Origin of the sequence: Streptomyces phaeofaciens, from assembly GCF_014648915.1 — a bacterium.
Taxonomy (GTDB): domain Bacteria; phylum Actinomycetota; class Actinomycetes; order Streptomycetales; family Streptomycetaceae; genus Streptomyces; species Streptomyces phaeofaciens.
In genome coordinates, this window is record NZ_BMSA01000009.1 from 1 (window position 1) to 24,488 (window position 24,488).

Sequence of the window (24,488 nt, forward strand, 5' to 3'; positions counted from 1 at the left end):
GAGGTGACGGCTGCCCTGGTCGACGGGGTGTCGATCGCTGCCGTCAACGGCCCTTCGGCCACGGTGATTTCGGGTGACGAGGACGCGGTCCTCGCGGTCGCGGCCGCCTTCGAGGGCCGTAAGACCAAGCGGCTCACGGTCTCGCACGCCTTCCACTCCCACCGCATGGAGCCGATGCTCGCGGAGTTCCGCGAGGTGGCCGAGAGCCTGTCGTACGAGTCCCCGCGCATCCCGGTCGTGTCCAACCTGACGGGCGAGTTGGCGACGGCCGACGAGCTGTGCGATCCGGAGTACTGGGTCCGCCATGTCCGCGAGGCCGTCCGCTTCGCCGACGGGGTGCGGACGCTGCTGGGCCAAGGCGTGACCACGTTCGTCGAACTCGGTCCGGACGGTGTCCTGTCCGCCATGGGTCAGGACACCGCCGCCGAGACCGACGCGGTGTTCGTGCCGGTGTTGCGCGGTGACCGCGCCGAGGGCCTGACGTCGGCCTCGGCCGTCGCGGCGGTCCATGTGCGGGGTGTCCCGGTCGACTGGGCGGCGCTCTTCGCGGGTCGTGGCGCGCGGCAGGTGGAACTGCCGACGTACGCCTTCCAGCACGAGCGGTACTGGCTGGTCGGTGGGCGGTCCGCCGGGGACGCGGAGCCGGGTGTGCCGGGCGCGGCCGGGCACCCCCTGCTGGACGCGGTCGTCGAACTGCCCCACACCGGTGGTCTGTTGCTCGTCGGCCGACTGTCGCTGGACACGCATCCGTGGCTCGCCGACCACACCGTCCTGGGCGCGGTTCCGCTGCCGGGCACCGCGCTGGTGGACCTGGCCTTCTGGGCGGGGGACCAGGTCGGCTGCGGCCGGATCGCCGAGCTGACCTTCGAGAACCCGCTGATCGTGCCCGAACGGGGCGCCGTACAGATCCAGTTGGCGGTCGGTGACGTCGACGAGGCGGGGCGGCGGACCCTGACCGTGTACTCCCGGCCGGGGGACGACCCCTCCGACGCCCGGACGTGGACGCGGCACGCCGAAGGCGTCCTGAGCCCGGACGACGGCCCGACCGGGCCCGATGCACCGGCCTGGCCGCCGGCCGACGCCGAACCCGTGCCGGTCGAGGGGCTGTACGAGAGCCTGGCGGGCCTGGGGCTGGCCTACGGGCCGGTCTTCCAGGGGCTGCGGGCCGTATGGCGACGCGACGGGGAACTGTTCGCCGAGGTCGCCCTGCCGGAGGACATGGCCGACGAGGCCGGCCGGTACGGTCTGCACCCGGCGCTGCTGGACTCGGCGCTGCACGCGGTCGGACTGGGCGACCTGATCGACGACACCGGTCGGGCGCGCCTGCCGTTCTCCTGGTCCGGGGTGACCCTGCACGCGACGGGCGCCACCGCACTGCGGGCACGCCTGTCCCGCGCCGGAACGGACGCGCTGGCGCTGACGCTCACCGACGCCTCCGGCCTGACCGTCGCCACGGTAGACGCGCTGACCGTACGACCGGTGGACGCCGAGCGGTTCGACGCCGCGCGCCCCGGGCACCAGGGGGCGCTGTTCCGGGTCGAGTGGCCCACCCTGCCGGACACCGCCGAGCCTGCCGAAGCCTCGCGGTCGTGGGCGGTGCTGGGCGACGGCGGCACGGTCCCGACGCATCCGGCCTACGCGGAGTACGGGAGTCCGGCCGAGCTGGCCGCCGCGAGCGGGCCGCTGCCCGACGTCGTCCTGGCGCCCGTGCCCGTGGCCGCCGGTGAGGACGGCATGCCCGCACGCGCGCACGCGGCGGCCCGGTGGGCGCTGGAGCTGATCCAGGCCTGGCAGGCGGACGACCGTTTCGAGCAGGCTCGTCTGGTCGTGGTCACGCGCGGTGCGGTGGCCGTCGAAGTGGGCGAGGACGTCGTCGATCCGGCGTCGGCCGCCGTGTGGGGGCTGGTGCGTTCGGCGCAGTCGGAGCACCCGGAACGGTTCGTGTTGGTCGACCTCGGCACGGACGAAGACGACAGCACGGTCTCCCCATCGGTGCTGGCGTCGGCGCTCGCCTCCGCCGAGCCGCAGCTCGCCGTCCGGGGGGACGCCGTACGCGTGCCCCGGCTGGCCAGGACGACGGCGGTGCCGGAAGCCGGAACCTGGGACACCGAGGGCACGGTGCTCGTCACCGGCGGCACGGGCGCGCTCGGCGCGGTCGTGGCCCGGCATCTCGTCGCCGAACACGGCGTACGCCACCTGCTGTTGACCAGCCGTCGGGGCCTCACCGCCCCGGGCGCGGCGGAGTTGCGGGACGAACTGACCGCACTCGGCGCCGAGGTGACCGTGGCCGCGTGCGACGCGGCGGATCGGGACGCGCTGGCGCGGGTGCTGGCGGACATCCCGGCCGAGCGGCCGCTGCGGGGCGTGGTGCACACGGCCGGCGTGCTCGACGACGGAGTGCTCGGCGCACTGACCCCGGAACGCCTGGCCGGGGTGCTGCGCCCCAAGGTGGACGGGGCCTGGAACCTGCACGAGCAGACCCGGGACCTCGACCTGTCGGCGTTCGTGCTGTTCTCGTCCGTGGCCGGCGTGCTGGGCGGCGCCGGCCAGGCGAACTACGCCGCCGCCAACGCCTTCCTTGACGCGCTGGCGGTCCACCGGCACACGGCCGGGCTGCCCGCCCGTTCGTTGGCCTGGGGCCTGTGGGAGCAGACCGGCGGCATGGCGGGCGCCCTGGACGACACGGACCTGAACCGCTTGCGGCGCGCCGGGATCACCGCATTGTCCTTCGCCGAGGGCCTGGCCCTGTTCGACGCGACGACCGCCACGGGCGCGGTCGCCGAACCGGTCCTCGTCCCGATGCGCCTCGACACCGCCGCACCGGCCGCCGAACCGGCGGCGGCGGTCCCCGCCCCACTGCGCGGCCTGCTGCGCAGGCCCGCCAAGCGCCGCTCGGAAGCCGGAACGGCCTTCGCCGACCGGCAGTCGCTGAAGGCACGGCTGCTCGCCCTGCCGGCGGCCGATCGCACCCGTACGCTCCTGGAACTCGTTCGGCGCGAGGTCGCGACCGTGCTGGGGCATGCGTCCGGCGACCGGATCGAGGCCGGCCGGGCCTTCACCGAGCTGGGCTTCGACTCGCTCACGGCGGTGCAGCTCCGCAACCGCCTCACCACGGCCACGGACCTGCGGCTGCCCGCGACCCTGGTCTTCGACCATCCGACCCCGGCCGCCCTGGCCGACCACATACGCACCGGCCTGCTGGGCGACGACGAGGACGAGCGGGCCGCCACGGCGGCGGCGACCGCGCGCACGGCCGTGGCGGACGAGCCGATCGCCGTCGTCGGCATGGCCTGCCGCTACCCCGGCGGCGTCGAGTCGCCCGAGGACCTGTGGCGGCTGGTCGCCACCGGCGGCGACGGCATCGGCGGATTCCCCACCGACCGCGGCTGGGACCTGGAACGGCTCTACGACCCGAACCAGGACAGCACGGGCACGTCCTACGCCCGCGACGGCGGATTCCTCTACGACGCGGCGCGGTTCGACCCCGGGTTCTTCGGTGTCGTACCGCGCGAGGCGCTGGCCATGGACCCGCAGCACCGGCTGCTCCTGGAGACCTCCTGGGAGGCGTTCGAACGCGCCGGCATCGACCCCGGCACGCTGAAGGGCAGCAGCACCGGAGTCTTCGCCGGGATCATGTACCAGGACTACGCCTCCCAGGTGGGGGACCTTCCCGAGGGCGTGGACGGCTACCTGGGCTCCGGCACCTCGGGCAGCATCGCCTCCGGCCGGGTCGCCTACACCTTCGGCCTGGAGGGCCCGGCGGTGACGGTGGACACCGCGTGCTCCTCCTCGCTGGTCGCCCTGCATCTCGCCGCCCAGGCGCTGCGGTCCGGTGAGTGCGAACTGGCGCTGGCGGGCGGGGTCTCCGTGATGTCGACGCCGACGACGTTCGTGGAGTTCTCCCGGCAGCGCGGCCTCGCGGCCGACGGCCGCTGCAAGGCGTTCTCCGCCGAGGCGGACGGCACCGGACTGGCCGAGGGCGCGGGCATGCTCCTCCTGGAGCGGCTGTCGGACGCGGAACGCAACGGCCACCCGGTGCTCGCGGTGATCCGTGGCTCGGCCGTCAATCAGGACGGCGCGAGCAACGGCCTCAGCGCCCCGAACGGTCCCTCGCAGCAGCGGGTGATCCGGCAGGCGCTGGCCAACGCGGGCCTGTCGACGACGGACGTGGACGCGGTGGAGGCGCACGGTACGGGCACCCGGCTGGGCGACCCGATCGAGGCGCAGGCGCTGCTCGCCACCTACGGGCAGGACCGCCCGGAGGACCGGCCGGTGTGGCTCGGCTCCGTGAAGTCCAACATCGGGCACACGCAGGCCGCGGCCGGCGTGGCCGGTGTGATCAAGATGGTGATGGCGATGCGGCACGGTGTGCTGCCGCGCACCCTGCACGTCGACGAGCCGTCGCGGCAGGTCGACTGGTCGGCGGGTGCGGTGGAGCTGCTGGCGGAGGCACGGGAGTGGCCTTCGGCGGACCGGCCCCGTCGGGCGGCGGTGTCGTCGTTCGGGATCAGCGGCACCAACGCGCACACCATCATCGAACAGGCCCCGGAACGGACTTCGGCCGATGCGCCGATGACGACGGTGACCTCGCCGGTGGTGCCGTGGGTGCTGTCCGGACGTACCCCGGAAGCGCTGAGGGCCCAGGCCGAGCGGCTGCGGGCCCATGTGCTGGCCATGCCGGAGCCGGAGCCCGCCGATGTGGGTCTGTCGCTGGCGACCTCTCGGTCGGCCCTGGAGCAGCGGGCCGCCGTGGTCGCCGCCGACCGGGACGGGTTCCTGGAGGCCTTGGGTGCGCTGGCCGAGGGGCAGGGGGCGCCGGGTCTGGTCCAGGGTGTGGCCGCCGAGGACGGCCGGGTCGGGTTCCTGTTCACGGGGCAGGGTTCGCAACGTGCCGGTATGGGGCGGGAGTTGTACGAGTCTTTCCCGGTGTTCGCGGATGCCTTCGACGCGGTGTGTGCGCGGTTCGGGGGTCTGTCGTTGCGGGAGGTGGTGTTCGGGGGCGGTTCGGCTCTCGATCGGACCGTGTATGCGCAGGCGGGGCTGTTCGCTCTCGAAGTGGCGCTGTTCCGGCTGCTGGAGTCCTGGGGTATCCGCCCGCAGATGCTGCTCGGCCATTCCATCGGTGAGTTGGCGGCGGCGCATGTGGCGGGTGTGTGGTCGCTGGACGACGCGTGCCGGCTCGTGGCGGCGCGGGGCCGGTTGATGCAGGCGTTGCCGGAGGGCGGCGCGATGGTGGCCGTGCAGGCGACCGAGGCCGAGGTGACGGCTGCCCTGGTCGACGGGGTGTCGATCGCTGCCGTCAACGGCCCTTCTTCCACGGTGATTTCGGGTGACGAGGAGGCGGTCCTCGCGGTCGCGGGCGCCTTCGAGGGCCGTAGGACCAAGCGGCTCTCGGTCTCCCACGCCTTCCACTCGTCGCGCATGGAGCCGATGCTGGCGGACTTCCGACAGGTTGCGGAGGGCCTGTCGTACGAGTCCCCGCGTATCCCGGTCGTGTCGAATCTGACGGGTGAACTCGCCACCGCCGCCGAGCTGTGCGACCCGGAGTACTGGGTCCGCCATGCCCGTGAGGCGGTCCGTTTCGCCGACGGCATGGGCACACTCGTCGCTCAGGGCGTCGGTACGCTGATCGAACTCGGTCCGGACGGTGTTCTGTCCGCCATGAGCCAGGAGTGTCTGCCGGAGGGCGTTCAGGCCCTGGGCCTTCCGCTCCTGCGTGCCGGTCGCCCGGAGACCGAGACCCTGACCACCGCGATCGCCCACGCCCACACGCAGGGAGTGCCGGTCGCTTGGGCGGAGTTCTTCGCCGGTCGGGGCGCGCGTCGGGTGGAGCTGCCGACGTACGCCTTCCAGCGGGAGCGGTACTGGCTGGCCCGTGGTCGGGCCGGCGGTGATGTGGAGGCCGTGGGGCTGGGGGCGGCGGGCCATCCGCTGCTGGGGGCCGCCGTCGAACTGCCCGACACCGGTGGGCTGTTGTTCACCGGGCGGCTGTCGCTGGACACCCACCCCTGGCTCGCCGACCACGCGGTCATGGGCACCGTCCTGCTGCCGGGCACGGCCTTCGTCGAGCTGGCGCTGCGGGCGGCGGACCGCGGCGGATGCGACGAGGTGGCGGAACTGACACTCGAAGCACCGCTGGTCCTGCCCGAACAGGGCGGTGTCCGCTTCCAGTTGCTGGTGAACGGGCCGGACGGGGACGGGCGGCGCGACTTCAGCGTGCACTCGCGGCCGGAGCGGGCGGCGGACGACGAGGAATGGACCCGCCACGCGTCCGGCGTGCTGGTGGTCGCCGGGGTCGGGACGGACGCCCCCTCCGCCGACTGGGCGGTCTGGCCTCCGGCGGGGGCGACACCGCTGCCGGTCGACACCCTCTACGACCGTGCGGCCGGGGCCGGATTCGCGTACGGGCCGGTGTTCCAGGGACTGCGGGCCGCCTGGCGTCTCGGCGACCAGCTGTTCGCCGAAGTCGCCCTGGCCGGGGACACCCTGGCCGGTACGGATCTGTTCGCTCTGCACCCGGCGCTGCTGGACGCCGCCCTGCACACCCTCGGCCTGAGGGAGGAAGCGGCCACCGGGCTGCCGTACGCCTGGTCCGGGGTGCGGATGCACTCCGCCGGGGCCACCGCCCTGCGGGTGCGGCTGTCGGTCGCGGAGTCGGGCGCGGTGGCGCTGGACGTCGCGGACCGCAGCGGGCTGCCGGTGGCCACCGTCGAGTCCCTGACCCTGCGCCCGGTGACCGAGGAGCAGCTGAGGGCCGCCCGGGGCGGACACGGGGACGCCCTGTTCCGGCTCGGCTGGGTCACGGACACGGACACGGCGAGGACGGCATCGGTTTCCCCAGCCGCGACCTGTGCCCTGGTCGGGCCGGACGCCCTCGGGCTGGCCGACGCGCTGCGGGCGAACGGCGTCCAGGTCACGGCCTGCCCCGACCTGGCGTCGCTCGGCGGCACCGTGCCGGATCTGGTTCTCCTCGATGCCTCGGGACCGCGTCCCGGCGCGCCCGAGGCCGTCGCCTCGGCCACCGGCGCGGTGCTCGCCTCGGCCCGGCAGTGGCTGGCCGAGGAGCGGCCGGCGGGCGCCCGGCTGGTGGTGGTGACCCGCGACGCGGTCGCCACCGGAGCCCCGGACGAGCCGTCGCCGGACCTGGCGCAGGCCGCGGTCTGGGGTCTGGTGCGGTCCGCGCAGTCGGAGCATCCCGACCGGTTCGTCCTGCTGGACCTCGACGGCCACGACGCGTCCTGGCGGGGGCTGGCCGACCTCGTGGGCGCCGGCCCTCTCGACCCGCAGCTCGCGCTGCGCGCCGGAACCGTACGGCTGCCGCGTCTGGAGCGGATGACGGGCGGGGACGGCGGAACGCCGGCCTGGGACGCCGAGGGCACGGTGCTGGTCACCGGCGGCACCGGCGCGCTCGGCGCGGTCCTCGCCCGGCATCTGGTGGCCGAGTACGGCGTCCGGCAGCTGCTGCTGACCAGCCGCCGGGGCCCGGAAGCGCCGGGCGCGGTGGAGCTGGTCGCCGAGCTGGAGGCGCTGGGCGCCTCGGTGCGGGTGGCCGCCGTGGACGTCGCCGACCGGGACGCGCTGGCCGGGCTGCTGGCCGGGATCCCCGCCGGGCACCCGCTGACCGCCGTCGTGCACACCGCAGGCGTCCTGGACGACGGCATGCTGGCCACCTACGGCCACGACCGGTTGGCCGGGGTACTGCGGCCCAAGGTGGACGCAGCCTGGCACCTGCACGAGCTGACCCGGGAACTCGACCTGTCGGCGTTCGTGCTGTTCTCCTCCGCCGCCGGGGTGTTCGGCGGCGCGGGCCAGGCCGCCTACGCCGCGGCCAACTCCTTCCTGGACGCCCTCGCCCGGCACCGGCGCGACCAGGGTCTGACGGCCACCTCGCTGGCCTGGGGACTGTGGGACCAGGGCGACGCGGGCATGGCCGGCGGTCTGGCCGAGGCCGACGTGGCCCGGATCCGGCGGCTGGGCATGACCCCGCTGTCCGTCCCCGAGGGCCTGGCGCTGTTCGACGCCGCGCACGCCGCGGACGAACCGGTGCCGGTGCCCGTACGGCTGGATCTGGCGGGCCTGCGGGCCCGGGCCGCCCGCGGGACGGCCGTACCGGCGCTGCTGCGCGGGCTGGTGCCCGTGCCGGTCCGCACGGCGGGGCGGCCCGGCGACGGGGAGACGGGGTCGGAGGATTCGGACGGTTTCGTCCGGCAGCTCGCCGGGCTGCCGCAGAGCGAGCGGGAACGCGCCGTGCTCCAGGTGGTGCGCAGAGAGGCGGCGGCCGTCCTCGGGCACCGCACCGTCGAGGCGTTCGAGCCGGGGCGCGGCTTCATGGAGGCCGGCTTCGACTCGCTGACCGCCGTCGAACTGCGGACCCGGCTGGCCTCGGTCACCGGACTGCGGCTGCCCGCCACCTTGCTCTTCGACCATCCGTCCCCGGCCGAACTCGCCCGTCACCTCGGTGCCGAGCTGGCGCCCGCCGTCCCGGCCGGAACCCGGTCGGTCGCCGAGGAACTCGACCGGCTGGAGGCACGGCTCACCGAGATCGCCGACGACCCGACCGAACGGGTCCGGGCCGTGCTGCGGCTGGAGGCCCTGCTGTCCAAGCTCGGCACCGGACGCGGCCCGGCGGGCGGCGCCGAGGAGCCGGCCGACGGCCTCGACGTCGTGGACCGGCTCGACTCGGCGACCGACGACGAACTCTTCGACCTGATCGACAAGGACCTCGGCCTGTCATGAGCCGTCCGGAGAACGAACCCCGTCCGGTGAGCGAACCCCGCCCCGAGAACGAACCCCGCCCGGTGAACGAACCCCAACGCCTTCCGAACGCCACCAGGAGCGAACGACACGTGGAGAACGAGCAGAAGCTTCGGGACTACCTCAAGCGGGTCATCGCCGACCTGCACCAGACGCGGCAGCGGCTGCGCGAGGTCGAGTCCGCCGAGCAGGAGCTCATCGCCATCGTCGGCATGAGCTGCCGGTTCCCCGGCGGCGTCCACTCACCGGACGACCTGTGGCGGCTGGTGTCCTCCGGCACCGACGCCGTCTCGGGGTTCCCCACCGACCGCGGCTGGGACCTGGACGGGCTGTTCGACCCCGACCCGGACCACCCCGGCACCTCCTATGTGCGGGAGGGCGGGTTCCTGCACGACGCGGCCGGGTTCGACGCCACGTTCTTCGGCATCTCACCGCGTGAGGCGGTCGCCATGGACCCCCAGCAGCGGCTGCTGCTGGAAGGCTCCTGGGAGGCGTTCGAGCACGCCGGCATCGATCCGAGGTCGGTGCGCGGCAGCCGTACCGGCGTTTTCGCCGGGGTGATGTACCACGACTACCTGGCCCGACTGCACGACATCCCCGAGGAGTTCGAGGGCTACCTCAGCCAGGGCAGCGCGGGCAGCATTGCCTCCGGCCGGGTCGCCTACACGCTGGGCCTCGAAGGGCCGGCCGTGACCGTGGACACCGCCTGCTCCTCGTCCCTGGTCACCCTGCACCTGGCCGCCCAGGCGCTGCGGGGCGGCGAGTGCTCCCTCGCCCTGGCCGGCGGGGTCACCGTGATGTCCTCGCCGAGCACGTTCCTGGAGTTCTCCCGGCAGCGCGGGCTGGCCGCCGACGGGCGGTGCAAGCCGTTCGCCGGCGCGGCCGACGGCACCGGCTGGGGCGAGGGCATCGGCATGCTCCTGCTGGAGCGGCTCTCCGACGCCCGCCGCAACGGGCACCCCGTGCTCGCCGTGGTGCGCGGATCCGCCGTCAACCAGGACGGCGCCAGCAGCCGGCTCACCGCGCCCAACGGCCCCGCCCAGCAGCGGGTGATCCGGCAGGCGCTGGCCGACGCCCGGCTGACCCCGGCCGACGTGGACGCGGTCGAGGCGCACGGCACCGGCACCAGCCTCGGCGACCCCATCGAGGCGCAGGCCCTGCTGGCCGCGTACGGCCAGGACCGCACCGACGGCCGGCCGCTGCGGCTGGGCTCGGTGAAGTCCAACATCGGCCACACCCAGGCCGCCGCCGGAGTCGCGGGCGTCATCAAGACCGTGATGGCGATGCGGCACGGCGTCCTGCCCCGCACCCTGCACATCGACCGGCCGACCCCCGAGGTCGACTGGACCGCGGGCGCCGTCGAACTGCTCACCGAGAACACCCCCTGGCCGCCGACCGGCCGCCCGCGCCGCGCCGGCGTCTCCTCCTTCGGCGTCAGCGGCACCAACGCCCACGTCATCCTCGAAGAGCCCGAACCGGTGCCGGAGGAGGAGGCGGCGGCGCCCGCGGACGGCACCGAGGGCCCGCTGCCGTGGATCCTGTCCGGCCGCGGCGAGTCCGCCCTCACCGAGCAGGCCGCCCGGCTCGCCGCGCACCTGCGCGCCCGCCCCGGGCTGCGCCCGGCCGACGTGGGGCGGTCGCTCGCCGGCGAGCGGGCGCTGTTCGAGCACCGCGCGGTGGTCGTCGGCACCGGCCGCGACGCGCTGCTCCGGGGCCTGGACAGCCTGGCCGACGGCGGGGCCGCGGCCGGCGTGGTGCGCGGCACGGCCGGCGGCCACGCCGAGGACATCGTCTTCGTCTTCCCCGGCCAGGGCTCCCAGTGGGCCGGCATGGCCGTCGAACTGCTCGACTCCTCCGAGGTGTTCGCCGCCCGGATGCGGGAGTGCGCGGACGCCCTGGCCCCGTACACCGACTGGTCGCTGCTCGACGTCGTACGAGGCGTGAGCGGTGCGCCGTCCCTGGACCGGGTCGACGTGGTCCAGCCGGTGCTGTTCGCGGTGATGGTGTCGCTGGCCGAGGTCTGGCGGGCGCACGGCGTCCGGCCGACCGCCGTGCTCGGCCACTCCCAGGGCGAGATCGCCGCCGCCTGTGTGGCGGGCGCCCTCACCCTCCAGGACGCGGCCCGGGTCGTCGCCCTGCGCAGCCAGGCCCTCGTCGACCTGTCCGGCCGGGGCGGCATGGTCTCGGCGGCGCTGCCGGTCGCCGACCTGGAGCGGCGCCTCGCCCGGTGGGCGGACCGGCTCTCCGTCGCCGCCGTCAACGGGCCCGCCTCCGTCGTCGTCTCCGGGGACACCGAGGCCCTGGACGAACTGCTCGCCGACTGCGAGGCCCAGGGCGTCAGGGCCCGCCGGGTCGCCGTCGACTACGCCTCCCACTCCGCCCACGTGGAGGCCGTCGAGGAGCGCCTGCTGACCGCGCTCGCGCCGATCGCGCCCCGCTCCGCGCAGGTGACGTTCTGCTCGACGGTGACCGGTGAACCCCTCGACACCGCCGGCCTCGACGCCGCCTACTGGTACCGCAATCTGCGCAGGACCGTCCGCTTCGAGGACGCCGTCCGTACCCTGTGCGCGGGCGCCCGCCCGGTCTTCATCGAGGTCAGCCCGCACCCCGTCCTCACCATGGGCATGCAGGAGGTGCTCTCCGGCATCGACGGCGCGGCCGCCGCCCTGGGCACCCTGCGCCGTGGCGAGGGCGGCACCGAACGCCTCCTGCTCTCCCTCGCCGAGGCCCACACCCAGGGCGTACGGGTCGACTGGCCGGCCCTGTTCGCCGGGTACGGCGCCGGCCGGGCCGAACTGCCCACGTACGCCTTCCAGCACGAGCGCTACTGGCTGGAGGAGGCCGGACGGCCCGGCGACACCGCCGGACTCGGTCTCGGCCCGGCCGAACACCCGCTGCTGGGTGCCGCGGTGACGCTGGCCGACGGGAACGGTTTCCTGCTGACCGGCCGGCTCTCCCCGGCCACCCACCCCTGGCTCGCCGACCACGCGGTCACGGGCACCGTCCTGCTGCCCGGGACCGCGTTCGTGGAGCTGGCCGTCCACGCGGGCGACCGGGTCGGCTGCGGCCGGCTCGCCGAACTCACCCTGCACGCGCCGCTGGTGCTCTCCGCGTCCGCCCCGGTCGACATCCAGCTGCTGGTGGGCGCACCCGGCCCGGCCGGGCTGCGCCGGCTGAGCGTGCACGCCCGCCCGGCGGGCGCCGCCGCCGAGGAGCCGTGGACCCTGCACGCCGAAGGCGCCCTGGCAGAGGGCACCGGACCGGCCCCCGCCACGCCCTCCGACCCGGCGGCCTGGCCGCCCGCGGGCGCCCGCCCGGTGCCGATCGACGACCTGTACGACCGGCTCGCCGCGGCCGGTCTGGAGTACGGCCCCCTGTTCCAGGGCCTGCGCGCCGTCTGGCGCTGCGACGACGGACTGGCCGCCGAGGTGGAGCTGCCGCGGGACGCGGCGGCCGACGCCGAGAGCTACGGCCTCCACCCCGCGCTGCTGGACGCCGCCCTCCACGCGATCGCCGCCGGCACCCCGGCGGGCGACGGAGTCCGGCTGCCGTTCTCGTGGACGGGCGTGACCCTCCACGCCACCGGCGCCACGACCCTGCGGGTGCGGCTGTCCCCGTCGGGCACGGACGCGATGTCGCTGGCGGTGAGCGACGTCTCCGGCGCGCCGGTCGCCTCCGTCGAGTCGCTGACCCTGCGCCCGCTGGACACGGGCCGGCCGGACGCGGGCAGCGCACCCCACGGCTCGCTGTTCCGCGTGGAGTGGACCCCGGTCCCCACACCGTCCGCCGCCGTCGCGTACGCCGTGCTGGGCGACGGGACCGGGCTGCCGGACGGGCTCGCCCCGGCACCGGCGTACCGGACAGCCGCCGAGCTGACCGCGTCCGGCGATCCGCTGCCGGACCTCGTACTGGCACCGGTGACGGGCGGACCGCCGGACGCGGACGCCGTCCACGGTGCCGTGACCGCCGCGCTGACGCTGCTGCGCTCCTGGCTGGCCGAGGAGGCGACCGCGGCCTCACGGCTGGTGGTCGTGACCCGTGGCGCGATGGCCGCGACGGCCGCCGACCCGGTGACGGACCCAGTGGCCGCCGCCGTGTGGGGTCTGGTGCGCTCCGCGCAGACCGAACACCCGGGCCGCTTCGTCCTGCTGGACCTCGACACGGAGTCTCCCGGCACGGCACTCGCGGCGCTCGCCACCGGCGAACCCCAGCTCGCGGTCCGCGACGGCGTCGCCCTCGCCGCCCGGCTGGCCCGTACCACACCCTCCGCGCGCACCGAGCCCGCCGAGCCGCTCGACGCCGAGGGCACGGTCCTGGTCACCGGCGGCACCGGCGCCCTCGGCAAGGTCCTCGCCCGGCATCTCGTGGCCGAGTACGGCGTCCGGCAGCTGCTGCTGACCAGCCGCCGCGGCCCGGCGGCACCGGGCGCCGCGGAACTGGTCGCCGAGCTGGAGGCGCTGGGCGCCTCGGCGCGGGTGGCCGCCGTGGACGTCGCCGACCGGGACGCGCTGGCCGGGCTGCTGGCCGCGATCCCCGCCGAGCACCCGCTGACCGCCGTCGTACACACCGCAGGCGTCCTGGACGACGGCGTCCTGGCCGCCCTCGACCCGGACCGGCTGGCCCGCGTCCTGCGGCCCAAGACGGACGGCGCCTGGCACCTGCACGAGCTGACCCGCGGCCTCGACCTGTCGGCGTTCGTGCTGTTCTCCTCCGCCGCCGGACTCATGGGCGGCGCGGGCCAGGCCGGTTACGCCGCGGCCAACTCCTTCCTGGACGCCCTCGCCGCCCACCGCAGGGCGGCCGGACTGCCCGCCCGGTCGCTGGCCTGGGGACTGTGGGACCTGGCCGACTCCGACATGGCCGGCCGCCTCGACGAGGCCGGCCTGGCCCGGATCCGGCGCCGGGGCATGGCCCCGCTGACGGCCGCCGAGGGCATGGCCCTGTTCGACCTGGCCGGCCGGTACGACGACGCCGTCCTGGCCCCCATGCACCTGGACCCCGCCCGGATGCGCGCCGCGCTCGGCGACGGCGAGCAGCCGCATCTGCTGCGCGGACTGCTGCACCGCCCGGCCCGGCCGGCGGCGACCCGCTCCGCCGCCCGCCCGGACGGCACACTGCCGGACACGGCCCGACGGCTCGCCGCACTGCCCCCGGCCGAACGCGACCGCGCCCTGGAGGACCTGGTCCGCACCCATGCGGCCGCCGTGCTGGGCCACGCGTCACCGCACACCGTCGAGCCGGGCCAGGCGTTCAAGGACCTCGGCTTCGACTCGCTGACGGCCGTGGAACTCCGCAACCGGCTCAGCACCGCCACCGGCCTGCGGCTGCCCCCCACCCTGGTCTTCGACTACCCCACCCCCGAGGGACTGGCCCGCCACCTGGGCACCGAACTCCTCGGCACCGGACACCCCGGCGAGGCGGCCAGCGCGGGCGGCCGGCGGGCCGCGGTCCGCACCGACGAGCCGATCGCCGTCGTCGGCATGGCCTGCCGCTTCCCCGGCGGCGTCCGGTCCCCCGAGGACCTGTGGCAGCTGGTCGTCGACGGCGGCGAGGGAACCGGCGCGTTCCCCACCGACCGCGGCTGGGACCTGGAACGGCTGCTGCGCGACGCCGGCCCCGACCGGCCCGGCACCTCCGCCACCTCCGAGGGCGGATTCCTCTACGACGCCGGACACTTCGACCCCGGCCTGTTCGGCATCTCGCCGCGCGAGGCGGGCATCATGGACCCCCAGCAGCGGCTCCTCCTGGAAACGTCCTGGGAGGTCTTCGAACGGGCCGGCATCGACACCGGCACCCTGAAGGGCACCAGGACCGGCGTCTTCGCCGGCGTGATGTACCAGGGCTACGACACCCAGGTCGCCTCCGCCGTCGACGGCGACGAGGGCTACCTGGGCACCGCCAACTCGCTCAGCGCGGCCTCCGGACGGCTGGCGTACACCTTCGGGCTCGAGGGCCCCGCGGTGACCGTCGACACCGCCTGTTCGTCCTCGCTGGTCGCCCTGCACCTGGCCGCGCAGTCGCTGCGCAACGGCGAGTGCACCCTCGCCCTCGCCGGCGGGGCGACCGTGATGGCCACGCCCACCACCTTCGTGGAGTTCTCCCGGCAGCGCGGCCTGGCCGCCGACGGCCGGGTGAAGGCGTTCGCGGACGCCGCCGACGGCACCGGGCTCGCCGAGGGCGTCGGCCTGCTCCTGCTGGAGCGGCTGTCCGACGCCCGCCGCCACGGCCACCAGGTGCTGGCCCTGGTCAAGGGCAGCGCGATCAACCAGGACGGCGCGTCCAACGGGCTGACCGCCCCCAACGGCCCCGCCCAGCAGCGGGTCATCCGGCAGGCCCTGGACGCCGCCGGACTCGCCGCCGGCGACGTCGACGCGATGGAGGCGCACGGCACCGGCACCACCCTCGGCGACCCGATCGAGGCGCAGGCCCTGCTGGCCACCTACGGCCAGGGCCGCGACGCCGGACGGCCCCTGTGGCTGGGCTCGGTGAAGTCCAACATCGGCCACACCCAGGCCGCCGCCGGTGTCGCGGGTGTCATCAAGACGGTGATGGCGCTGCGGCACGGCGTGCTGCCCCGCACCCTGCACGTGGACGAGCCGTCCCGGCAGGTGGACTGGTCGGCGGGCGCCGTGGAACTGCTCACCGAGGCCCGCGACTGGCCCGCCGTGGACCGGCCGCGCCGCGCGGCCGTCTCCTCCTTCGGCATCAGCGGCACCAACGCCCACGCGATCCTCGAACAGGCCCCGGCGGAACCGGTCGCCACCGCGGCACCCACCGCCCCGGCGACACCGGGCCCCGCCCTGCCGTGGCTGCTCTCGGGCCGCACCGAGGCCGCCCTGACCGCCCAGGCCCAGCGGCTGCACGCCCACCTGCGGACGGCACCGCAGGCCGACCCCGCCGGCGTCGGCCTGTCCCTGGCCGTGTCCCGGACCCGCCTCGACCACCGGGCGGCGATCGTCGCCGAGAGCCGCGCGGAACTCCTCGCCGGACTGGCCGCGCTGGCCGCCGGACACACCGCCCCCGGCCTGGTGCGGGGCGTGACCGCCGGCCGCGGCCGGGTCGGCTTCCTGTTCACCGGCCAGGGCGCGCAGCGCACCGGCATGGGCGGCGAACTGTACGCGGCGTTCCCGGCGTTCGCGCGGGCCCTGGACGAGGTGTACGAGCGCTTCGAGGGACGCCTGGACCGCTCCCTGCGCGAGGTCGTGGCCGAGGACCCGGCCGCCCTCGACCGGACGGTGTACACGCAGGCGGCCCTGTTCGCCCTGGAGGTCGCGCTCCACCGGCTCGTCGAGTCCTGGGGCGTGACCCCGGACTGGCTCGCGGGCCACTCGATCGGCGAGCTGTCGGCCGCCCATGTGGCGGGCGTCCTCTCGCTGGACGACGCCTGCGCGCTCGTGGCGGCCCGCGGCCGCCTGATGGAGGCGCTGCCCGAGGGCGGCGCGATGGCGGCGGTGCAGGCCACCGAGGAGGAAGTGGCGGCGGCCCTCGTGGACGGGGTGTCGATCGCCGCGGTCAACGGGCCGACGGCCACAGTGGTCTCGGGCGACGAGGACGCCGTCCTGGAGATCGCCGCCGCCTTCGCCGCCCAGGGCCGCAGGACGAAGCGGCTCCCGGTCTCGCACGCCTTCCACTCCGCCCGCATGGAGCCCATGCTGGCCGAGTTCCGCGAGGTGGCCGCCGGACTGACGTTCCGTCCGCCGACGATCGGCCTGATCTCGAACGTGACGGGGGAGCCCGCCACGCCCGAGGAACTGTCCTCGCCCGAGTACTGGGTGCGCCAGGTGCGCCGGCCGGTCCGGTTCGCCGACGGGATCCGGGCGCTGGCCGGACAGGGCGTGACCACGCTGATCGAGCTGGGCCCGGACGGCGTGCTGACCGCGATGGCCCAGGAGACGCTGAACGCGACGGCGGCCGACGGCGCCGAGGTGACGTGCGTACCGCTGCTGCGGGAGGGCCGCCCCGAGGCCCCGACCCTGGTCGGCGCCCTCGCCGGCGTCCACACCCGGGGCGTGCCGGTGGACTGGGCGCGGTTCTTCGCCGACCGGGGCGCCGCTCCGGCCGAACTGCCCACCTACGCCTTCCAGCACCGCCGGTACTGGCCGCAGGCCCCGGCCGACGCCCACCCGGCGCCCGCCACGGACCCGGCCGAGGCCGCGTTCTGGGACGCCGTCGAGCGTGCCGACGTCGCCGCCGTCGCCGACACCCTGGCCGTCGCCGACGGGCAGCGGTCCTCACTGGACGCGGTGCTCCCGGCCCTGACCTCCTGGCGGCAGCACAGCCGCACCCGGTCCGTGACCGACACCTGGCTGCACCGGATCACCTGGCAGCCGTCGGCCCACCCCGCCGCTCCCGCGCTGTCCGGCCGCTGGCTGGTCGTCGTCCCCGGCGGCCGTGAACTGCCGGAGTGGGGCACCGGGGCGGCCGGCGCCCTCGGCGCGCACGGCGCCCGGACGGTCACCGTCGAGGCGGGCACGGACGGCCGTACCGCACTCGCCGAACGGCTCGCCGGGACCGGCGAGGCCGACGGGCCGGCGGTCGACGGCGTGCTGTCACTGCTCGCCGCCGATCACGCGCGCGGCGCGCAGGACACGCTCACCCTGATCCAGGCCCTCGGCGACGCCGGGATCACCGCCCCGCTGTGGTGCGTGACCAGCGGTGCGGTCTCGACCGGCCCCGCGGACCCGGTGCACGCCGCACCGCAGGCGCGGGTGTGGGGCCTCGGGCGGGTCGCTGCCCTGGAACACCCCGACCGCTGGGGCGGGCTGATCGACCTCCCCGAGACGCCCGACGACCGGACCGGCGCCCGCCTCGCGGGCCTGCTCACGGACCCGGGGGAGGAGACCGAGCTGGCGGTCCGCACCTCCGGCGTGTTCGTACGACGCCTGGTGCGCGCGTCCGGGCCGGCCGGCCCGGTGCCGGCGCCCCGGCTGTCCGGCTCGGTCCTGGTCACCGGAGGCACCGGCGCGCTCGGCGCCCAGGTCGCCCGGTGGCTCGTCCGGCACGGCGCCCGGCACCTGGTGCTGGCCGGCCGCCGGGGCCCCGCCGCCGAGGGCGCGGACCGGCTGCGGGACGAACTGACCGCGCTCGGCGCCGAGATCACCGTCGCGGCCTGCGACGTGGCCGACCCGGACGCGCTGGCCGCCCTGCTGGCCGCGATCCCCGCCGACCGGCCGCTGACCGCCGTACTGCACGCGGCCGGAGTGCTGGACGACGGGGTCCTGGACGGGCTGACGCCCGACCGGTTCGCGGCCGTGCTGCGGGCCAAGGCCGACGGGGCCCGGCACCTGCACGAGCAGACCCGCGGCCTGGACCTGTCGGCGTTCGTGCTGTTCTCCTCCGTCGCCGGAGCCGTCGGCAGCGCCGGCCAGGCCAACTACGCGGCGGCCAACGCCGAGCTGGACGCGCTGGCCGCACAGCGGCGTGCCGAAGGCCTGCCCGCCCTCTCCGTCGGCTGGGGCGCCTGGGCCGACGCCGGAATGGCGCAGACCCGGGAGACCGCACAGCGTCTCGCGCGCGGCGGCGTGACCCCGATGGACCCGGACACGGCGCTCGGGGTGCTGGAGCGCTGCTGGAGCCAGGACGCGGCGCACCTCGTCGTCGCCGACGTGGACTGGGCACGGTTCGCCGCCCCGCTGACCGGCCCCCGGCAGCGGACCCTGCTCACCGGCCTGCCCGGCGTCGACACCACCGGCGCGGCACGGGCCGCGACCGGCGGCGCCGCCGACCTGGTGCGCCGCCTGACGGAACTGTCCGGCGACGACGAACGGCAGCGCCTGGCCCAGGATCTGGTGCGCGAGCAGGCGGCGCACGTCCTCGGCCACGCCACCAAGGACGCCGTCCCCACCCGGACCGCCTTCCGCGAGCTGGGCTTCGACTCGCTGTCCGCGCTGGAGCTGCGCAACGCGCTCACCGCCGCCACCGGCCTGCCCCTGCCCGCCACCCTCGTCTTCGACCACCCCACCCCCCGCGAACTGGCCCGCCACCTCCTCACGGAACTCCTCGGCGGCCGGCCGGCCGCGCCCGGCGAGCCCGCCACGGCCACGACGCCGTACGACGAACCGCTCGCCATCGTCGCCATGAGCTGCCGTTTCCCCGGCGGCGTGCGCTCCCCGCGGCAGCTGTGGCGGCAGCTGCGCGACGGTGTCGACGCGATCGGCGCCTTCCCCGACGACCGCGGCTGGGACCTGGAGCGGCTCTTCGACCCCGACCCGGAACAGCCGGGGACCAGCTATGTCCGCGAGGGCGGATTCCTCCACGACGCCGGGGAGTTCGACGCCGGCTTCTTCGGCATCAGCCCGCGCGAGGCGCTGGCGATGGACCCGCAGCAGAGGCTGCTCCTGGAGACCTCCTGGGAGGCGTTCGAGGCCGCCGGCATCGACCCGGACACCCTGCGCGGCAGCCGTACCGGCGTCTACGTCGGCTCCAACGGCCAGGACTACGCGAGCCTGCTGCTGAACTCCACCGAGGACCTGGGCGGTTACCTGGCCACCGGCAACGCGGCCAGCGTGGTGTCCGGCCGGCTCGCCTACACCTTCGGCCTGGAGGGCCCCACGGTCACCGTGGACACCGCCTGTTCGTCCTCGCTGGTCGCCCTGCACCTCGCGGCGCAGGCCCTGCGGCAGGGCGAGTGCACGCTCGCGCTGGCGGGCGGGGTGTCCGTCATGAGCACCCCCGGCCCCTTCACCGAGTTCTCCCGCCAGCGGGGCCTCGCCCAGGACGGTCGCTGCAAGCCGTTCGCGGCGGCCGCGGACGGGACGGGCTGGGGTGAGGGTGTGGGCATGCTGCTGGTGGAGCGGTTGTCGGATGCGGAGCGCAACGGGCATCCGGTGCTGGCGGTGCTGCGGGGCAGTGCGGTGAACCAGGACGGTGCGTCCAATGGTCTGACGGCGCCGAACGGTCCGTCGCAGCAGCGGGTGATCCGGCAGGCGTTGGCGAACGCGCGGCTGGCGGCGTCCGAGGTGGATGTGGTCGAGGCGCACGGTACGGGTACGACGCTGGGTGATCCGATCGAGGCGCAGGCGTTGCTGGCCACGTACGGCCAGGATCGTGACGGTGGCCGGCCGTTGTGGCTGGGGTCGGTGAAGTCGAACATCGGTCATACGCAGGCTGCCGCGGGTGTGGCGGGTGTGATCAAGATGGTGTTGGCGATGCGGCACGGTGAGCTGCCGCGCACGCTGCACGTGGACGAGCCGTCGCCGCATGTCGACTGGTCGTCGGGGGCGGTGGCACTGCTGACCGGCCACACACCGTGGCCGGCCGCCGAACGGCCCCGCCGCGCCGGCGTCTCCTCCTTCGGCATGAGCGGCACCAACGCCCACGTGATCCTCGAACAGGCACCGGAACCCGCCGCCGAGGAGACCCTCGCCGACATCGCCGACGGCCCGGCGCTCCTGCCGTGGCCCGTGTCCGCGAAGAGCCCCGCCGCCCTGCGCGAACAGGCCGTCCGGCTGCGCGCCCACCTGGACGCCCACCCGGAGGACGACCTCGCCGCCATCGGACACGCCCTGGCCACCTCCCGCACCGCGTTCGCCCACCGGGCCGTGCTGCTCGCCGACGGCCCCGACGGGTTCCGGCGCGCCCTGACCGCGCTCGCCCAGGGCGACAGCGATCCCGACGTGCTGGAGGCGACCGCCGGGTCCGACGGCCGGACCGTCTTCGTCTTCCCCGGCCAGGGCTCCCAGTGGGCCGGCATGGCCACCGAACTCCTCGACACCTCACCGGTGTTCGCGCAGCGGTTCGCGGAGTGCTCCGCGGCCCTTCGCGCCCACGTCGACTGGTCGCCGGCCGACGTGCTGCGCGGCCTGCCCGGCACCCCGCCGCTGGAGCGGGTGGACGTCGTACAGCCGCTGCTGTTCGCCGTGATGGTCTCGCTGGCCGAACTGTGGCGGGCCCACGGCGTGCGACCCGCCGCGGTGGTGGGTCACTCCCAGGGCGAGATAGCCGCCGCCTGTGTCGCGGGCGCCCTGTCGCTGCCGGACGCCGCCCGGGTGGTCGCCCTGCGCAGCAAGGCGCTGGGCGCGCTCGCCGGACACGGAGGCATGGTGTCGGTGGCGCTGCCGGAGAGCGAGCTGACGGACCGTCTGGAGCCCTTCGGCGGAAGGCTGTCGGTCGCCGCGGTCAACGGCCCCGGCTCGGTCGTGGTCTCCGGCGAACCCGAGGCCCTCGACGAGCTGCTCGCCGGCTGCGCGGCCGAGGAGATCCGGGCCCGCCGCATCCCGGTGGACTACGCCTCCCACTCCGCCCAGGTGGAGTCGCTGCGCGACGAACTGCTCGCCGCGCTGGCACCCGTCACCCCGCGCGCCGGGGACGTCCCGTTCCTGTCGACGGTCACCGGCGACTGGCTCGACACCCGCGAACTCGACGCCGCCTACTGGTACACCAACCTGCGGCAGCCGGTCCGCCTCGACCGGGCCGCCCGACGGCTCGTCGAGGACGACTTCCGGCTCTTCGTCGAGACCAGCCCGCACCCCGTACTGACCCTCGGCCTCCAGGAGACCTTCGACGACCTGGCGTGCGACGCCCACGCCGTCGGCTCGCTGCGCCGCGACGAGGGCGGCCCCGACCGCTTCCTGCGGTCACTGGCCGAGGCCCAGGCGCACGGCGCGACACCCGACTGGGACACCGTGTTCGCCGGCCGGTCCGGCCGCCCGGCGGAGCTGCCGACCTACCCGTTCCAGCGCCGCCGCTACTGGCCGCGGGCGGCCGCCCGCCCGGCGGGCGACGCCACCGGTCTCGGCCTCGGCGCCACCGGGCACCCGCTGCTCGGCGCCGCCCTCGAACTGCCCGACTCCGACGGCCTCGTCCTCACCGGCCGGCTCTCCCTCGCCACCCACCCGTGGCTGGCGGACCATCTCGTCCTGGGCTCGGCCCTGCTGCCCGGCGCGGCGTTCGCCGAACTGGCGCTGCGGGCCGGCCACGAGACCGGCCACGAGCAGGTCGAGGAACTCACCCTGGAGGCACCGCTGGTGGTGCCCGAGACGGGCGCCGTGGCCCTGCGGCTCACCGTGACCGGAGACGACGGCGGCGGGCGCCGCCCGTTCACCCTGCACTCCCGGGCCGACGGCGCCGAGGCGTGGACCCGGCACGCCGAGGGAACCCTCACGGCCACCGGACCGCGCCCGGAGCGCACGACCACCGCCTGGCCGCCCGCCGGCGCCGAACCGGTGCCCCTCACCGGCTTCCACGAACGGCTCGCCGAGGCCGGAGTGGCGTACGGCCCCGCCTTCCAGGGGTTGCGCGCCGTCTGGCGGCGGACCGCGCCGGACGGCCCGTCCGACACCACCGAGATCCTCGCCGAGGTCCGGCTGCCCGACGGGATACCGGCCGACGGCTTCACCCTGCATCCCGCCCTGCTCGACGGGGCGTTGCAGGCGGCCGCCGCCGAAGCGCTCATGGGCGCGGCGGCCGGCGGGATGCGGGCGACACGCCCGTTCTCCTGGCGCGGCATCCGGGTGCACACCCCGACCGCGGCCACCGGCCTGCGCGTCACCCTGCGCCCGGCCGGCCCGGACACCCTCGCGGTGACCGTGACGGACACCGACGGAACCCCCGTGGCCGAGGTCGACGCGGTGGTCTCGCGCCCGGTCTCCCCGGGCCGGCTGCCCGGCGCGGGCGGCGGCGACTCGATGTTCCGGCTCGACTGGAAGGCCCTGCCGCCCCTGCCCGGGACGACCACGGCCACCGGCCCCTGGGCGCTGCTCGGCACGCCGGACCCGGACCTGACCGACGCCCTGCGCGCGGCGGGCACGGGCTGCGAGACGTACGCCGATCAGGCCGCCCTGCGGCTCGCCGTCGCGAGCGGCGCACCTGTACCCCCGGTCGTCCTCGCCCCGCTGACCGCCGTCGCCTCCGCGGACCCGGCCGAGCAGGCCCGCGCCACCGCCCGCGAAGCCCTCGCCCTGCTCCAGGGCTGGCTGGCCGACGAGCGGTTCGCCGAGTCCCGGCTGGTGGTGCTGACCAGCGGAGCGGTGTCCACGCACCCGGCCGAGGAGGTGCCCGGCCTGACGAGCGCCCCCGTGTGGGGCCTGGTGCGTTCGGCGCAGTCGGAGAACCCCGACCGGTTCCTGCTCGTCGACACGGACGGCCACCCGCAGTCGCTGCGGCGCCTGCCGCACGGCGTCGGCGCGGCCCTCGCGACGGCGGAGCCGGCCGGGCCGGCCACCGGCACCGGCGAGCCCCAGCTCGCCCTGCGCGCGGGCCGGGTACTGGTGGCCCGGCTGGCGCGGGCGGGATCGGCCGAGCCGGCGATCCCGGCCGGCTCCGCCGAACCCACCACGTCGGCCGGTTCAGCCGGTTCGGCCGGATTCGCCGCGCCCGTACCCCTGGACCCCGAGGGCACCGTCCTCATCACCGGCGCCACGGGCGGCCTCGCCCGTCCGCTGGCCCGGCACCTGGTCACCGAGCACAAGGCCCGGCACCTGCTGCTCGCCGCCCGGCGCGGCGCCGCCGGCGACGGCATGCCCGAACTCCGCGCGGAACTCGCCGAACTCGGCGCACAGGTGACCGTCGCCGCCTGCGACGTGGCCGACCGTGCCGCGCTCGCCCGCCTCCTGGCGGACGTTCCCGAGGCCCACCCCCTCACCGCAGTGATCCACACGGCGGGCGTCACCGAGGACGGCGTGATCGGCACCCTGACCCCGGACGGGCTGGACCGGGTCCTGCGCCCCAAGGTCGACGCCGTACTCGCCCTGCACGAGCTGACGAAGACCCTGGAGCTGTCGGCGTTCGTGCTGTACTCCTCGTTCTCCGGCACGTTCGGCAGCCCCGGCATGGCCAACTACGCGGCGGCCAACGCCTTCCTGGACGCCTTCGCCCGGCACCGCAGGACCCAGGGCCTGCCCGCGCAGTCCCTGGCCTGGGGCCTGTGGGCGGAGGGCACCGGCATGGGCGGACGGCTCGACGAGGCCGACCGCGTCCGGATGGCACGCGGCGGCGTCAGCCCCATGCCCGCCGAGCTCGGCCTCGCCCTGTTCGACGCCGCCGGCCGGCGCGCCGAAGCGGTCCTGGTGCCGGCCCGACTGGAACTGGGCGCCCTGCGGGCCCAGGCCCGGGAGGCCGGGGTACCGGTCCCCGCGCTCCTGCGCGACCTGCTCCCGGACACCGCCCGGACCCGGGACGCGCGGACACCCGACACCAGCGGCAGCCTGCGCGACCGGCTCGAAGGGCTCCCGGAGGAGGAGCGTGAACGCGTGCTCCTGGACGTCGTACGCACCCATGTCGCCACGGTCCTCGGCCACGGCGGCCCGGACGCCGTCGGCGCCGGACAGTCCTTCAAGGAAGCCGGCTTCGACTCGCTGACCGCGGTGGAGCTGCGCAACCGGCTCACCGCGGCCAGCGGCCACCGGCTCCCCGCGACCCTGGTGTTCGACTTCCCCACCCCGGCAGCCCTGGCCCGCCACCTGCTCACCGAACTGGCCCCCGCGCCCTCGACGCCGACCGTCCCGCTCCTGGAGGACATCGGCCGGCTCGAATCCGCGCTCACCGCCCTCACCCCGGACGTACTCGCCGGCACGGACCTGGACGACGAGGCGCTCGACAGCGTCACGGAACGACTCCAGACCCTGCTGTCGGCATGGCGCGAGACCCGGGCCGAGGCGCTGAACGACACCGCCGCGTCGCACGAACTCGACTCGGCCACGGACGACGAGCTCTTCGACTACATCGACAAGAAATTCGGCACGGGCTGACCGCGCGGGCACCCGCCCCGCGCACGACGCGCCCTGCCCGCCGACCTC

The 24,488-nt window shown here is 75.9% G+C and carries 2 protein-coding genes; both read left to right on the forward strand.

The features are described from left to right. The coding region (locus tag IE275_RS16805) for a type I polyketide synthase (protein WP_189712118.1) at positions 1-8,736 on the forward strand (8,736 nt) is incomplete at its 5' end. After that, positions 8,733-24,440 (forward strand): type I polyketide synthase, encoded by a 15,708-nt coding sequence (locus IE275_RS16810; protein WP_189712119.1) that lies wholly within the window; start codon positions 8,733-8,735, stop codon positions 24,438-24,440. The genes IE275_RS16805 and IE275_RS16810, both read left to right, overlap by 4 nt. The last annotated feature ends 48 nt before the right edge of the window (positions 24,441-24,488 follow it).

Coding starts and splice junctions, on each gene's coding strand:
- IE275_RS16810 (WP_189712119.1), top strand. CDS start 8,733: ATGAGCCGTCCGGAGAACGAACCCCGTCCGGTGAGCGAACCCCGCCCC.